We start from the raw sequence: 14,801 nt of genomic DNA on the forward strand, positions 1-14,801 counted from the left end.
CTCCCGGGTCTATGCTGGTTCTGGCGGCGATCATTCCCGGCGCTTTCGGTTTCATCGTCGAGGGTCTGGTCGCGCGTCGCATCGAGCGGGCGTACCCGGATATCGTCGCAGGTTTCGATCGCCGCCGCACGCCGACAGGTCGGCAGATTTCGCGATTCGTCTGGACGGGGGAGCATCGCCGGCTTGGCGATGGACGGCTCAGCCGGCTGATTTTATGGGTACGCGGCGCGAGGGCAGGCGCCGCCGTCCTGGCGCTTGCGGGAATATTGCTGATCTGGAGCGGGCGCTGACTATTGCAGCGTCCCGTCTTCGTCGCCGTGGCGACCGTAGAATTGCATCAGCTGGACGATCAGCTCGGCGCGGTCGCTTAGCGAGTCGGCTTCGAGCAACGCCTGTTTCGATGCCGGATCGAACGGGGCGATCTGGGCGATGCCGTTGACCAGCGATTCGTCGTCGAGCCGCGTCACCGATTCCCAATCGACGGCATAGCCGAGGCCATCGGCGAAGCGGCGCGACTCCATCTCGAGGCTGGCGCGGGCGACCGAGGCGAGAATCTCGCTTTCGCCGACCGCTTCCAGCTCGGCCTCGACCTGGCGGAAGGGGGTGATGACGTCGAGTTCGCGGAGGATCGTGAAGCGGGCGAGCCCTTCGAGGACGATATCGAAGCGGCCGTCGTCGAGCGCCTCGACTTCGGCGATGCGGCCGACGCAGCCGATCTCGAACAGCCCGGGCGGCTCCTCGAGATCGCGCGGCTGGATCATGCCGATGCGGCGGTCACGGACCAGCGAATCGGAGATCATCGCGCGGTATCTGGGCTCGAAGATGTGGAGCGGCAGATGCATCCGCGGGAACAGCAGCGCCCCGCTGAGCGGAAAGATCGAGAGCCGCGTGACGGTCACCCGAACAGGATCGCCGAGAGCTTGCGGCGTTGGGCCGAGACCCAGGGATCCTCGAGGCCGGCGGCTTCGAACAATTTGAGCAGGCGGGCGCGAGCGGCGCCTTCATTCCATTCGCGGTCCTCGGCGATCATCGCCAGCAGCGTCGCGGCGGCGGCGTCGCGATCGCCCGTCGCCATCTGGCCGCCGGCGAGCTCGTAGCGCGCTTCCATATCGCCGGTCGCGGCCTGGGCGGCGAGGCCGGACAGATCCTCGACCGGTGTGGCCTCCTGCGCGAGGCTGACCGCGGCGCGGGCGCGCTCGATTTCGGGCGACTTGCTGGCGTCGTCGGGCAGATCGGCGAGCGCCAGCTCGGCCTCGCCGGTGCGGCCCAGCGCCAGCAATGCCCGGGCGCGACCGGCGGTGATCGCGGGATGGCCGGGCGCCATTTCCGCGATCTGCTCGAACACAGACAAGGCGCGTTCGGCCTCGCCCTCGCCGAGCAATTGCTCGCCCATCGCGATCAGCGGCTCCAACTCGGCCTCCTGCGCGGCTTCCTCGCTCGGCACGGGCATCTGGCGGAGGATCTGATCGAGCATCGTCCGCAGCTGCGCTTCGGTGCGCGCGGTCGAAAGGTCGGCGACGAGCTGGCCCTGGAACATCGCATAGACGGTGGGGATCGAGCGCACCTGGAACTGGGCGGCGATGAACTGATTCGCATCGACATCGATCTTGGCGAGCTTGACGCCCTTGGTCGCGTAATCCTCCGCGACCTTTTCGAGCACCGGGGCGAGCTGCTTGCAGGGGCCGCACCATTCGGCCCAGAAATCGAGGATCATCAGCGACGTCATCGAGGGTTCGACGACGTCGCGGCGGAAGGCTTCGACAGCCTCCTTCTCTTGCGGGGTCATTCCAAGCGTGGCCATGATACGCTCCAACGGATGCGGGTTTGCGGCCTATGTGGGCGCTCGGGCTGCGCCCGCCAAGCATTTTCGCCAAGCGCTTCGGGTGTGTCGCCAAGGGGGTTGCGCTGCACCATCGGCGCTGCTAGTGGCCGCGCCTCACCCGCCCGGTTCGTGCTTGTAGCGACTGGGACAGACGCCAGAGCGGGCGTAGCTCAGGGGTAGAGCACGACCTTGCCAAGGTCGGGGTCGAGGGTTCGAATCCCTTCGCCCGCTCCAGCGACTTCCAGAACATCGGAAATCCGCCAAAAACCGTCTCCTCGACGGTCGGATTCGCGCGATTTCTACACAGAGCGTCTACACAATGATGCCGGTGATCGTCCTGCAAAGCCCCCTAAATGCTCGAAAAAGGCGGGCGGTGACGTCTACACAAACCGTCTACACAATCGACGTCCGGGCATCGGTTTCCCTATCGTGGCCCCGCTAATGCAATTAACTTGCAATAGTAAATGATAGGGTGCCCGTGGGATTATGATCCAACACACCGGTTGCGTAGGCGTCAGGGCCGAATCAGGGTATCACCGGCGCATAGCGGGCGGTTGCCGTGTCACATTCCGGAAGGCGGTTTCGCACCGCTACCGCTTCCGGGTCGGTGCGACCGGTGAGTCGTTCGCGAAGCGTCCTGACGTCGCACTGGAAGCCGTAGTCGTCCAAGGCGGCGTTGAACGCCTCGGTGCCATAGCCGAAGATGGCCGCGGTCTCTGCGTGCGCCATGTCGAACGTCTCGCCTTCAATGGTGAACGCACCGGGGGTATCGGTATCGATCCACTCGACGCCTGGCCTGAATCCCGTCATCTCGTATCCGCCATCCGCGGGACGGACGATGCCATCTGCCGGACCCTTCACGATCACCGTGGCAATCCGGCCGATATGGCCGGCGCGGACGTGGAAGCCGGCCTGGATGCGGTCGAGCGGCATGATCGCCAGGCAATCGAACACGACGAGCGTCTGGCCGCCGAGCGCGATCGATCGGCCTCTGCACCCGGCGCGGTCGCGTCCGACGGGAAGGACCAATGTTTCCAGAGAGCCCGCGCGCGCGAGGGTCGGCACATCGACTGTCGGCAAAAGCAGTTTGCCGGGCTGCCCGGTTTCGTCGCCGGGATTTGGCACGCTACCGTAAGAATCCTGTGCGACGACGGCATAGATGCCGGGAGCGACACCGAACCCCCCGCCGGTTGATCGAAAGTGCGTCATGTCGTTCCGCCTTGCGGATGGATGTTCTCGCTCTGGGCGAAAACGTTCCCGCACATCTTGATCAACCTCAATTCGGGCATCCGTCACCGATGGTGCGGCTCGCGAGGCCTTCAACGACAGAGTCGGCCCCGGTACCACCCAGTCATGAGTCGAGCGCGAGGGTCCGCCGGTGCGCGCGGGCGGACAAGGCGGCGGCCTGGTCGAAGCTGATCATGGCGTTCCGAATTGCTCCGCGCTTACGCGCACAGATGCCAGAGGCGGGGGACGTGGCTCGCCAGCGAGCAGGGCCGGTGCCGACTGTCGAGCTCGAACCGCAGCACATGATCCCACGCGTCGCAGCACCCGCCCGTCGATCCGGGCAGGCAGAAGATGAAGGTGTCGTCGATCTGACCGGCAAGCGCGCGAGATTGCAGGGTGGAGGCGCCGACGGTGGCGAGGCTCACCTGGTGGAAGACCACCGCAAAGCCATCCATCTCGCGGCGGAGCAGGGGCCTGACCGCCTCGGGGGTCACGTCGCGCGGCGAGAAACCGGTTCCTCCGGTCGTCAGGATGACGTCGATCCCGGGATCGCCGCTCCACGCGCGAATGCTTCTCCGGATCGAGCGGATGTCGTCGGGGATTATCTCGCGCCTGGCGAGCCCGTGACCCGCAGCCTCCACCCGCGTCGCCAGCGCGGCGCCCGATCTGTCGGTCGCGAGCGTGCGCGTGTCGGAGACCGTCAGGATCGCGAGCCGCAGCGGATGAAAGGTCAGCGTATCGTCAATTCCGGCCATGCATGCCTCCGGGGAAGCAATGTGCAGGTTTCGTCCCTGCCCGAATTGACCTGCCGCAATGCCGCGCGCGCCTCTTTGTCCTGCAACAAAGAAAGCGGGGTCGAAGCCTCGTACCGACAGGAAATAGGGTCGTCGGTTGTTGGAAGGCAAGCGGCTGAAGGTACTTGCCCGGACAGTTCGGACTCGTCCGGGAAGCACGCCTTCATCGGCACTACGGCAGGGAGAAGGGATGTCCGTTCCGGCTACCGATCAGCCCGTACCCGGCGCGGATCGGGTGCTGTGGACGAGCACCGTCGCCTTCACGGTCTGCTTCGCGGTCTGGACGATCTTCTCGATCATCGGGTTGGGCGTGAAAGATCGCCTCGGGCTCTCCGAAACCGAGTTCGGGCTTCTCGTCGGCGCGCCGATCCTCACGGGCTCGGTCGCGCGCGTGCTTCTCGGGATCTGGGCCGATCAGCTCGGCGGACGGCGCGTCTTCGCGGGAGTGATGGCGCTCGCCGCGGTCGCCACCTTCCTCACTTCCTTCGCCCATAGCTACGGCCAGCTGCTCGTGGCGGCGTTCGGCGTCGGCCTTGCGGGCGGCGCCTTCTCGGTGGGCGTGACCTATGTCTCGAAATTCTATCCGCCCGAAAAGCAGGGGATGGCGCTCGGCATCTTCGGTGCCGGCAATGTGGGGTCGGCGGTCACCAAGCTGCTGGCGCCGTTCGTGATGATCGCGATGGGATGGCAGGCGGTCGCGCAGATCTGGGCGGGCGCGCTGCTCGTTATGGCCGTGCTGTTCCTGCTGCTCACGCGCGAGGATCCGGAGAGCATCGCGCGCCGCCGCGAGGGCCGCCGGGCGGCGCCGATGGGCAGCCAGCTCGCCGAGCTCAGGAACATCCAGGTCTGGCGATTCGCGCTCTATTACTTCTTCGTCTTCGGCGCCTTCGTGGCGCTCGCCTTGTGGCTGCCGCGCTATCTGATGGGAGTCTACGGGCTCGACGTCGAGACGGCCGGCATGCTCGCGGCATTCTTCTCGGTGCCGGCGAGCATATTCCGCATCTATGGCGGCAAGCTTTCCGACCGCTACGGCGCGCGTTCGGTCCTGTACGTGACGCTCGGCGTCTCGCTGCTCTGCCTGTTCATGCTTTCCTATCCGCCAACGACCTATATCATCCAGGGCGTCCGCGGGCCGATCTCCTTCCACACCGAGATGGGGCTGGTTCCCTTCCTCGTCACGATCTTCGTGCTCGGCTTCTTCATGAGCCTCGGCAAGGCGGCGGTATTCAAGCATATCCCGGCTTACTATCCCAGCCATGTCGGCGCGGTTGGCGGGCTCGTCGGCATGATCGGCGGGCTGGGTGGCTTCGTCCTGCCGCTCGCTTTCGGGGCGCTCAACGACCTGACCGGCATCTGGACGAGCTGCTTCGTATTGCTGTTCGCGCTGGTCGGCGTGTCGCTCGCCTGGATGCATTTCGCGATCCGGCACATGGAGCGCACTGCCGCGCGCCAAGGCATGCAGGCCGAGATGCCCGAGCTTCCCGAGATGCAGGGATTGGGCGAGGCGGGGGTCACCGTGCCGCCGCGGCGCGCCGGGCCGATCGCCGACTGGCGGCCCGAGGATCCGGCGTTCTGGGAAGCCGGGGGCCGCGCGGTGGCGCGGCGCAACCTGTGGATCTCGACCTATTGCCTGCTGCTTTCCTTCGCGATCTGGATGGTATGGAGCGTCGTCGTCGCGCGGCTGCCGGGGATCGGCTTCGCCTTCACCACCGATCAGTTGTTCTGGCTCGCGGCGGTGCCCGGCCTGTCGGGCGCGACGTTGCGCATCTTCTACGCCTTCCTGGTGCCGATCTTCGGCGGGCGGCTATGGACGACCTTGTCGACCGCATCGCTGCTGATTCCGGCGTTCGGGATCGGCTATGCCGTGCAGAACCCCGACACGCCGTATCTGATCTTCCTGGTGCTGGCGCTGCTCTGCGGGCTCGGCGGGGGCAATTTCGCGTCCTCGGTCGCCAATATCAGCTTCTTCTTCCCCAAGGCCGAGAAGGGCAATGCGCTGGCGATCAATTCGGGGCTGGGCAATCTCGGCGTCAGCGCGATGCAGTTCCTCGTGCCCGTCGCGGTGACGATGAGCCTGTTCGGCGCGCTGGGCGGGCAGGCGCAGACGCTGGCCGACGGCGGCTCGATCTGGCTGCAGAACGCGGGCTTCCTGTGGGTGCCGCCGATCATCGTGGGGACGCTCGCCGCCTGGTTCGGGATGAACGACATCCTCAGCGCGAAATCGTCCTTCGCGGATCAGGCGGCGATCTTCGGGCGCAGCCACACCTGGATCATGTGCTGGCTCTATACCGGCACTTTCGGCACCTTCATCGGCATGTCGGCGGGCTTTCCGCTGCTCTCCAAGCTGGTGTTCCCGCAGGTGGACGCGCTGCGCTACGCCTTTCTCGGTCCGCTGATCGGCGCTCTATCGCGTGCGGGAAGCGGATGGATCGCCGACCGGGTGGGCGGCGCCAGGGTCACCTTCTGGGTCTTCGTCGCGCAGATCGGCGCGACCGCCGGCATGATCTGGTTCCTTCAGTCGGGGAGCTTCCCGGGCTTCTTCGCGATGGTGCTGCTGCTGTTCTTCGTCAGCGGGGTCGGCAATTCCTCCACCTTCCAGATGGTCCCCGGAATCATGCGCAGCACGATCGACCGGGCGATGGCCGAGCACGGCGCGGAGGAGCGGCGGATCCAGGCCGAGCGCGAATCGGCGGCGGTGATCGGCTTCACCTCGGCGATCGCGGCGTTCGGCGCCTTCTACATTCCCAAGGCCTATGGCTCGTCAATCGAGCTGGCGGGCAGCGCCACCCCCGCGCTGTGGGGCTTCCTGGTCTTCTACCTGAGCTGCGCGGCGCTGACCTGGGCGGCGTACAGCGGGCCGCGCGGCCTGTTGCGCGGCGCGACCGGCGCCAAGCCTTCCCCCCTTCCGGCCTGACAAAAGGAATTACGGATGAGCCATTTCCTCGATCGCCTCACCTATTTCCGCCGGGCGCGGGATACCTTTTCGGACGGGCACGGCATCACCACCAACGAGAGCCGCGACTGGGAGGACGCCTATCGCAAGCGCTGGGCAGCGGACAAGATCGTGCGCTCGACCCACGGCGTGAACTGCACGGGCTCCTGCTCGTGGAAGATCTACGTCAAGGGCGGGATCGTCACCTGGGAGACGCAGCAGACCGATTATCCGCGCACCCGTCCCGATCTGCCCAATCACGAGCCGCGCGGTTGCCCGCGCGGCGCGAGCTATAGCTGGTATCTCTATTCGGGCACGCGCATCAAATATCCGCTCGTCCGCGCCCGGCTGGTCCGCCACTGGCGCGAGGCGCGCAAGACGATGACGCCCGTCGCGGCGTGGAAGGCGATCGTCCAGGATGCGGATAAACGGCGCGACTGGGTCGCCAAGCGCGGGCGCGGCGGCTTCGTCCGGGTCGGCTGGGACGAAGTGACCGAGCTGATCGCCGCGGCGAACGCCTATACGATCAAGGAGCATGGCCCCGACCGGATCGCCGGCTTCTCGCCGATCCCGGCGATGTCGATGATCTCCTATGCGGCGGGCAGCCGTTACCTGTCGCTGATCGGCGGCAATCTGCTCAGCTTCTACGACTGGTATTGCGACCTGCCGCCCTCGTCTCCGCAGACCTGGGGCGAGCAGACCGACGTGCCCGAGAGCGCCGACTGGTACAATGCCGGCTTCCTGCTCGTCTGGGGTTCGAACATCCCGATGACGCGCGCGCCCGACGCGCATTTCTATTCGGAGGTCCGCTACCGCGGCGCCAAGAGCGTGGTGATCGCGCCGGACTTCAACGAGGCGGCGAAATTCTCCGACCTGTGGCTGCATCCCAAGCAGGGGACCGACGCCGCGCTCGCGCTGGCGCTGGGCCATGTCGTGCTGCGCGAGTTCCATGTCGACCGGCAGGCGGAGTATTTCGCCGACTATACGCGCAAATATTCGGACTTCCCGCTGCTGGTGACGCTGGTCGAGCAGGACGGCCGGCTGGTGCCCGGCCGGATGCTGCGCACCGCCGACCTGCCGGGAGGGCTGGGCGAGACCAACAATCCCGACTGGAAGGCCGTCGCCTATGACGAGCTGTCGGGCGATCTGGTCGCGCCGATTGGCTCGGTCGGTTTCCGCTGGGGCGAGCAGGGCAAGTGGAACCTCGAGGAGAAGGACGGCGCGGGGCGCGACGTGAAGCTGCGCACGACGCTCGCGGGCCATGAGGATGCGATCGAGCCGGTCGCTTTCCCCTATTTCGGCGGCACCGCGCCGCACGACTTCGTCGCCACCGGGCATGACGAAGTGCTGATGCGCAATGTGCCGGTGAAGGCGATCGCGACCGCCGACGGCGGCAGCGTCAAGGTCGCGACCGTGTTCGACCTGTTCTGCGCCAATTACGGCGTCGATCGCGGCTTCGGCGGCGGCAACGTCGCCGCGAGCTATGACGACGACGTGCCCTTCACCCCCGCCTGGGCGGAGAAGGTGACCGGCGTTCCCCGCCAGGCGATCATCCAGGTCGCGCGCGAGTTCGCCGACACCGCCGAAAAGACCAGGGGCCGCTCGATGGTGATCCTGGGGGCCGGGCTCAACCACTGGTATCACATGGACATGAGCTATCGCGGGATCATCTCGCTGCTCGTGATGTGCGGCTGCATCGGCCAGTCAGGGGGCGGCTGGTCGCATTATGTCGGCCAGGAGAAGCTCCGGCCGCAGACCGGATGGACGCCGCTCGCCTTCGCGCTCGATTGGACGCGTCCGCCGCGCCAGATGAACGGCACGAGCTTCTTCTACGCGCACACCGACCAGTGGCGCTACGAGACGCTCAAGATGTCCGAGATCCTGTCGCCGGTCGCGCCGGAGGGAGACTGGTCCGGAAGCGTGATCGACTTCAACGTCCGCGCCGAGCGGATGGGCTGGCTGCCCTCGGCGCCGCAGCTCGAAAGCAACCCGATCGAGCTTGGCCGCCACATCAGGGATACCGGCGCCGATCCCGCCACGGTGGTCGCCGACGGGATGCGCTCGGGCGAGCTGCGCCCCGCCAACCTCGATCCCGACAACCCGGTCAACTGGCCGCGCAATATGTTCTTCTGGCGCTCGAACGTGCTGGGCGCGAGCGGCAAGGGGCACGAATATTTTCTCAAGCATCTCGTTGGCTCGATGCACGGGGTCGTCGGCTCCGACGAGGATCGCGCGCGGATCGAGAAGCCGCAGGACGTGGTGTGGCGCGACGAGGCGCCGGTGGGGAAGCTCGACCTGATGGTCAATATCGACTTCCGCATGTCGACCACGAGCATCTATTCCGACATCGTGCTGCCGACCGCGACCTGGTACGAGAAGCACGACCTCAACACCTCGGACATGCACCCCTTCATCCATCCGCTGTCGGCGGCGGTCGATCCGGCCTGGGAAGCGCAGAGCGACTGGAACATCTTCCGCGCGATCGCCAAGAAATTCTCCGACGTCGCGCCCGAAGTGCTCGGCGTCGAGCACGATGTGGTGATGACGCCGATCCAGCACGACACGCCGGGCGAGCTCGCCCAGCCCTATGAGCCCAGGGACTGGCTCAAGGGCGAATGCGATCCGGTGCCGGGCAGGACCATGCCCAACGTCACGCTGGTCGAGCGCAACTATCCCGAGACCTTCGCGCGCTTCACCTCGATGGGGCCGCTGCTCGAGAAGCTCGGCAACGGCGGCAAGGGCATCGGCTGGGACGCCAGGCACGAGGTCGGCCTGCTCGGTGACCTCAACGGGCGCGTGCTCGACGGCCCGACGGCGGGCCGGCCGAAGATCGACACCGACATCGACGCCTGCGAGACGATCCTGATGCTCGCGCCCGAGACCAACGGCGAAGTCGCGCTCAAAGCGTGGGCGGCGCTGGGCAAGGCGACCGGGCGCGACCACCGCCATCTCGCGGAGGGCAAGGAGGAGGAGAAGATCCGCTTCCGCGACGTCACCGCGCAGCCGCGCAAGATCATCTCCTCGCCGACCTGGTCCGGGTTGGAGAGCGAGAAGGTCTGCTACAATGCCGGCTACACCAACGTCCACGAGCTGATTCCGTGGCGGACGCTCACCGGCCGACAGTCGCTCTATCAGGACCATCACTGGATGCGCGCGTTCGGCGAGGGCTTCGTCACCTGGCGCCCTCCGATCGACACCAAGACGGTGCTGCAGGTGATCGGGAAGCTGCCCAACGGCAACAAGGAGATCCTGCTCAACATCCTGACCCCGCACCAGAAATGGGGCATCCACTCGACCTATACCGAGAATTTGATCCTGCTCAGCCTCAACCGCGGCGGGCCCACGGTGTGGGTCAGCGAGGACGATGCGACGGCGGCGGGCATCGAGGACAATGACTGGATCGAGGTGTTCAACGTCAACGGCGCGCTGACAGCGCGCGCGATCGTCTCGCAGCGCATCATGCCCGGCTCGGCGATCATGTACCACGCCCAGGAGAAACTGGTGAACACGGTCGGCTCCGAGATCACCGGCCAGCGCGGCGGCATCCACAATTCGGTGACGCGGATCAACATGAAGCCGACCCACATGATCGGCGGCTACGCCCATCTCGCCTACGGCTTCAACTATTACGGGACGGTGGGCGCCAATCGCGACGAGTTCGTGATCGTGCGCAAGATGAGCGAGATCAACTGGTTCGACAAGCGTGCCGACGAAGGCGCCAATGTCGAGGGCGGCACCGCCGATTGGGGCACCGGCGTCAAGGCGGAGGCAGCGGAATGAAGATACGCGCGCAGATCGCGATGGTGCTCAACCTCGACAAGTGCATCGGCTGCCACACCTGCTCGATCACCTGCAAGAACGTGTGGACCAACCGCGAGGGCATGGAATATGTCTGGTTCAACAACGTCGAGACCAAGCCGGGCATAGGCTATCCCAAGGACTGGGAGAACCAGGAGCGCTGGAAGGGCGGCTGGGTGCGCCGCAAGAACGGCAGGATCGTGCCCAGGCAGGGCGCGAAATGGCGGATCCTTTCGAAGATCTTCGCCAATCCGCATCTTCCCGAGATCGACGATTTCTACGAGCCCTATACCTTTGAATATGAGTGGCTCCAGGCCGCGCCCGAATTGCAGGCGCAGCCCACCGCGCGGCCGCGCTCGCTGGTGACCGGCGAATTGCTCAACAAGATCGAATGGTCGGGCAATTGGGAGGATATGCTCGGCGGCGAGTTCGAGAAGCGCAGCCACGATTACAATTTCGAAGGGGTCGAGAAGGAGATCTACGGCCAGTTCGAAAAGACGTTCATGATGTACCTGCCGCGGCTGTGCGAGCATTGCCTCAACCCGGCGTGCCTGGCCTCGTGCCCCTCGGGCGCGATCTACAAGCGCGCCGAGGACGGCATCGTCCTGATCGATCAGGAGAAGTGCCGCGGCTGGCGGATGTGCGTTTCGGGCTGCCCGTACAAGAAGATCTACTACAACTGGTCGACGGGGAAGTCGGAGAAGTGCATCTTCTGCTATCCGCGGATCGAGACCGGGCAGCCGACGGTCTGCTCCGAGACCTGCGTCGGCCGCATCCGCTATCTCGGCGTGGTGCTCTACGATGCCGATCGCATCGAGGAGGCCGCCTCGGTGGAGGACCCCAAGGATCTCTACGAAGCGCAGTTGAGCGTGTTCCTCGATCCCCATGACGTGGCGGTGCAGGAGCAGGCGCGGCGCGACGGGGTACCCGAGCAGTGGCTGGAGGCGGCGACGCGCTCGCCGGTCTACAAGATGGCTATGGAGTGGAAGGTCGCCTTCCCGCTCCACCCCGAATACCGCACGTTGCCGATGGTCTGGTACGTGCCGCCGCTGTCGCCGATCCAGTCGGCGGCGGAGGCGGGCAAGATTTCGGCCAAGGACGGCATGCCCGACGTCCGCTCGCTGCGCATCCCGCTGCGCTACCTCGCCAATCTGCTCACCGGGGGCGACGAGGCGCCGATCGCCGCCGCGCTGGAGCGGATGCTGGCGATGCGCGCCTATATGCGCGCCAAATCGGTCGAAGGGCGGATCGACGCGGCGATTCCCGAGCGCGTCGGCCTCAAGCGCGCGCAGATGGAGGAGATGTACCGGATCATGGCGCTCGCCGCCTATGAGGACCGCTACGTCATCCCGACCGCGCACCGCGAGTTCGACGAGGACGCCTATGTGCTGCGCGGTTCGTCGGGCTTCGCCTTCCGCGAGAACACCAACGGCGCGACCAAGGTCAATCTGTTCGGCGGCGCCAAGCGCACGCCGCGCAAGCCGATGATGGATATCCCGACATGAGGACGCACGCGATGCAGCGCACCCTGCGCGCGCTGGCGCTGCTCCTCGGCTATCCGTCGGCCGAGCTCCAGGCGCATGCGGGGGAAATCCGCGGCGCGCTGGCCGGGGAAGGCGCGCTGCCGCATGCAGTCCTGGCGGGAATGGAGCCGCTGCTCGGCCGGCTCGAATCATGGGATCTGCTCGACCTGCAGGCCGACTATAGCGAGCTGTTCGACCGCGCCCGCTCGCTTTCGCTCCATCTGTTCGAGCACGTCCATGGCGACAATCGCGAGCGCGGGCAGGCGATGATCGATCTCGGGCAGCAATATGTCGACAGCGGCTTCTTCCTCGACGGCGGCGAGTTGCCCGATTTCCTGCCGGTGTTCCTCGAATTCGTCTCGTGCCTGCCGCTCGCCGAGGGGCGCGAGATGCTCGCGCAGCCGGCGCACGTCTATGCGGCGATCGCCGAGCGGATGGACAAGCGCAAGACGCCCTATGCGGTGGTCTTCCATGCGCTCGTCGCGCTGACCGGCGGGCGGCCCGACCAGGAGGCGCTCGACGAGCTGCGCGAACGCGAGCCCGAAGAGGATCCCGTGCGGCTGGATCAGGAATGGGAAGAGGCGCCGGTGACGTTCAATGCCACTGCGGCACATGAAATGGGCGGACCCACCGGCGTCGTCGCCAAGATCAGGGCGGCGAACCGCGCGGAAGCAAAGGAGACAGGCCGATGAACGGCTTCATCAATCAGCTGGCGTTCGGCTGGTATCCGTATCTGGCGGTCACCGTGCTCGTCGTCGGCAGCATCCTGCGCTTCGACGCCAGCCAATATAGCTGGCGGGCGCAGTCGAGCCAGTTCCTGCGCCGCAAGCAGATGATGATCGGCTCGAACCTGTTCCATATGGGCGTGCTCGTGCTGCTGTTCGGCCATTTCGTCGGGTTGCTGACTCCGGTGACGGTGATCGACCGGCTGGGCATCGGGCACGAGTTCAAGCAGGTGGCGGCGCTCGTCGTCGGCGGCATCGCCGGCGTGGCGGCGTTCATCGGCTGCTCGCTGCTGCTCCACCGCCGCCTGTTCGACCCGCGCATCCGGCGCAGCTCGTCCTGGGGCGACATCGCCGTGCTGGTGCTGATCTGGTGCCAGCTCTCGCTCGGCATCCTCACCACCTGGTGGACGATGCAGCATATGGACGGCAGCGAGATGCTGCGTTTCATGCGCTGGGCCAACGGCATCCTGACGCTCAATCCCGGCGCGCCGGAGAGCATCCAGGATGTGGCCTTGGTCTACAAGCTCCACATCATCCTGGGGCTCACCCTGTTCCTGATCACGCCGTTCACGCGGCTGGTGCATATCTGGAGCGCGCCGATCTGGTTCCTGCTGCGTCCGGGCTTCCAGATCGTGCGGTCGCGCCGTCCGCTCGGGGCGAGCCATTCGCCGATGCGCGGGCCCGCGGGTGTCGCGCCGAGCTATGGTGGCACCACGGTGCTGCGCCAGCAGGCCGAGGAGGGGCAGGCGGGGGCATGAGCCGGCGCCTCGACGTCATCAACCTCGGCGATCCGGAGCAGCGTCGCCGCGCTCCGGCGATGCCGAGCACGTGCGAGAGCCATGGCTGCGGCGGGCCCGAGCCGATGCTGCCCCCGCCGCCGAGCTTCGGCGAGGTCAGGGTGAACGGCGTCGAGATCGCGCCCGAGGCGATCGCGCGCGAGATCCAGCACCATCCCGCGCCCGATGCCGAGAGTGCCTGGATCGAGGCCGCGCGCGCGCTGGCGGTGCGCGAACTGCTGCTCCAGGAGGCCCGGCGGCTGGGGATCGAGGCGGAGCCCGAGACGGACGAGGCGGGGCGCGTCGAGGCGGACGATGACGCGCTGGTCCGCCGGTTGCTCGAGGAAGAAGTCGAGCCGGAACGCGCGGGCGAGGCGGAGTGCTGGCGCTATTACGGCGCCAACGAAGCTCGCTTCCGCACCCCCGAATTGTTCGAGGCCGGCCATATCCTGATCGAGCCCGAAGGCGAGGGCGCGGACGCCTGGGAGGCCGCCGAGGCGCGCGCGCGGGAGATCGCGCACGCGGTGGCGGACGATCCCGCCGCCTTCGCCGCGGCCGCGCGCGCGCATTCGGGCTGCGCGTCGGCGCAGCAGGACGGCTCGCTGGGCCAGATCCGGCGCGGCGAGCTCGTGCCCGCGGTCCAGGCGGGCCTCGAGACGCTGGCCGAAGGTGCCACCGGCCGCGAGCCGGTGCGCTCGCGTTTCGGATGGCACGTTCTCAGGCTCCAGCGGCGCATCTCCGGCCGCACGCTCCCGTTCGATATCGTCCGGCCGAAGATCGCCGACATGCTGGAGGCGCGAAGCTGGTCGGTGGCCGCCGCCCGCTATGTCGCCGCGCTCGCCGCGCGCGGCGAAGTCGAAGGCGTGCGGATCGAGGGGGCGGGCTGATGATGCTGGGCGACCTGCTCGCGGCGGCGCGCGATTCCGCAGGCGGGTTCCTGCGGTGGCTGCACGGCTCGGACCCGGAGCTTGCCGAGCAGGTGGCGGCGGCTGCGGCGCGCGAGGGTCTTGCGCCGGGATCCTATGTCCGTGCCGCGGTCGCCGATTTCGCGCGCTTCGCGAGTGAGGAGGATTGGGCTAGTTTGACCTCGGCGATGCGCGACGATGTCGATCCGGGCACGATATGCCTGCTGGCGATGGTCCACTGGCGCCTGACCGCGCCCGGCTGCGCCGCGCACGCGGGAAGCAATATTGGCTGAGAGGAG

The 14,801-nt window shown here is 66.8% G+C and carries 12 protein-coding genes and 1 tRNA gene; 9 read left to right on the top strand and 4 right to left on the bottom strand.

The features are described 5' to 3' along the window. The first annotated feature begins 11 nt into the window (after nt 1–11). Entirely contained in the window at nt 12–290 is a 279-nt protein-coding gene (locus KF730_RS12595) for a hypothetical protein (RefSeq protein ID WP_294097711.1), read from the top strand. Here the strand turns inward: KF730_RS12595 and KF730_RS12600 are convergent, their stop codons facing one another. Both KF730_RS12600 and KF730_RS12605 read right to left on the bottom strand, forming a co-directional pair. Further along, the gene (locus KF730_RS12600; protein WP_294097713.1) at nt 291–899 is read right to left on the bottom strand and encodes an LON peptidase substrate-binding domain-containing protein; all 609 of its coding nucleotides are present in this window, start codon (nt 897–899) and stop codon (nt 291–293) included. Continuing rightward, entirely contained in the window at nt 896–1,786 is an 891-nt protein-coding gene (locus tag KF730_RS12605; RefSeq protein WP_294099869.1) for a tetratricopeptide repeat protein, read from the bottom strand. The genes KF730_RS12600 and KF730_RS12605 overlap by 4 nt, the downstream gene beginning before the upstream one ends. Nucleotides 1,787–1,981: 195 nt before the next feature. Here KF730_RS12605 and KF730_RS12610 point away from each other — a divergent pair. After that, nucleotides 1,982–2,056, top strand: a tRNA-Gly gene (locus KF730_RS12610). A gap of 291 nt (nt 2,057–2,347) precedes the next feature. On the opposite strand, the gene KF730_RS12615 is transcribed toward KF730_RS12610, so the two are convergent. Then, nucleotides 2,348–3,031, bottom strand: a complete 684-nt coding sequence (locus KF730_RS12615; RefSeq protein ID WP_294097715.1) for a hypothetical protein — start codon at nt 3,029–3,031, stop codon at nt 2,348–2,350. Between the two features lie 236 nt (nt 3,032–3,267). Continuing rightward, nucleotides 3,268–3,804 (bottom strand): molybdenum cofactor biosynthesis protein B, encoded by a 537-nt coding sequence (moaB, locus tag KF730_RS12620; protein ID WP_294097716.1) that lies wholly within the window; start codon nt 3,802–3,804, stop codon nt 3,268–3,270. A 229-nt stretch (nt 3,805–4,033) separates the two neighbouring features. Between moaB and KF730_RS12625 the strand changes: the two genes are divergently transcribed. The 7 genes from KF730_RS12625 to KF730_RS12655 are packed head-to-tail and all read left to right on the top strand — an operon-like array spanning nt 4,034 to nt 14,795. Next, on the top strand, nt 4,034–6,757 hold the full coding sequence (locus KF730_RS12625) for an MFS transporter (protein WP_294097717.1): 2,724 nt from the start codon (nt 4,034–4,036) through the stop codon (nt 6,755–6,757). A gap of 15 nt (nt 6,758–6,772) precedes the next feature. Continuing rightward, nucleotides 6,773–10,555, top strand: a complete 3,783-nt coding sequence (locus tag KF730_RS12630) for a nitrate reductase subunit alpha (protein WP_294097718.1) — start codon at nt 6,773–6,775, stop codon at nt 10,553–10,555. Further along, entirely contained in the window at nt 10,552–12,078 is a 1,527-nt protein-coding gene (gene narH, locus KF730_RS12635) for a nitrate reductase subunit beta (protein WP_294097719.1), read from the top strand. The genes KF730_RS12630 and narH overlap by 4 nt, the downstream gene beginning before the upstream one ends. Beyond that, on the top strand, nt 12,075–12,788 hold the full coding sequence (gene narJ / locus KF730_RS12640; protein WP_294097721.1) for a nitrate reductase molybdenum cofactor assembly chaperone: 714 nt from the start codon (nt 12,075–12,077) through the stop codon (nt 12,786–12,788). Before narH ends, narJ begins: the two co-directional genes overlap by 4 nt. Then, nucleotides 12,785–13,579 carry a respiratory nitrate reductase subunit gamma gene (gene narI, locus KF730_RS12645; RefSeq protein WP_294097723.1) on the top strand — a complete coding sequence of 265 codons (795 nt, stop codon included), beginning with the start codon at nt 12,785–12,787 and terminating at the stop codon, nt 13,577–13,579. The genes narJ and narI overlap by 4 nt, the downstream gene beginning before the upstream one ends. Beyond that, nucleotides 13,576–14,484: a peptidylprolyl isomerase gene (locus KF730_RS12650; RefSeq protein WP_294097726.1), complete on the top strand. Its 909-nt coding sequence runs from the start codon at nt 13,576–13,578 to the stop codon at nt 14,482–14,484. Before narI ends, KF730_RS12650 begins: the two co-directional genes overlap by 4 nt. Next, the gene (locus KF730_RS12655; protein WP_294097728.1) at nt 14,484–14,795 is read left to right on the top strand and encodes a hypothetical protein; all 312 of its coding nucleotides are present in this window, start codon (nt 14,484–14,486) and stop codon (nt 14,793–14,795) included. Before KF730_RS12650 ends, KF730_RS12655 begins: the two co-directional genes overlap by 1 nt. The last annotated feature ends 6 nt before the right edge of the window (nt 14,796–14,801 follow it).

It is taken from the genome of Sphingomonas sp. (genome assembly GCF_019635515.1).
In the GTDB taxonomy this organism is placed as follows: domain Bacteria; phylum Pseudomonadota; class Alphaproteobacteria; order Sphingomonadales; family Sphingomonadaceae; genus Sphingomonas.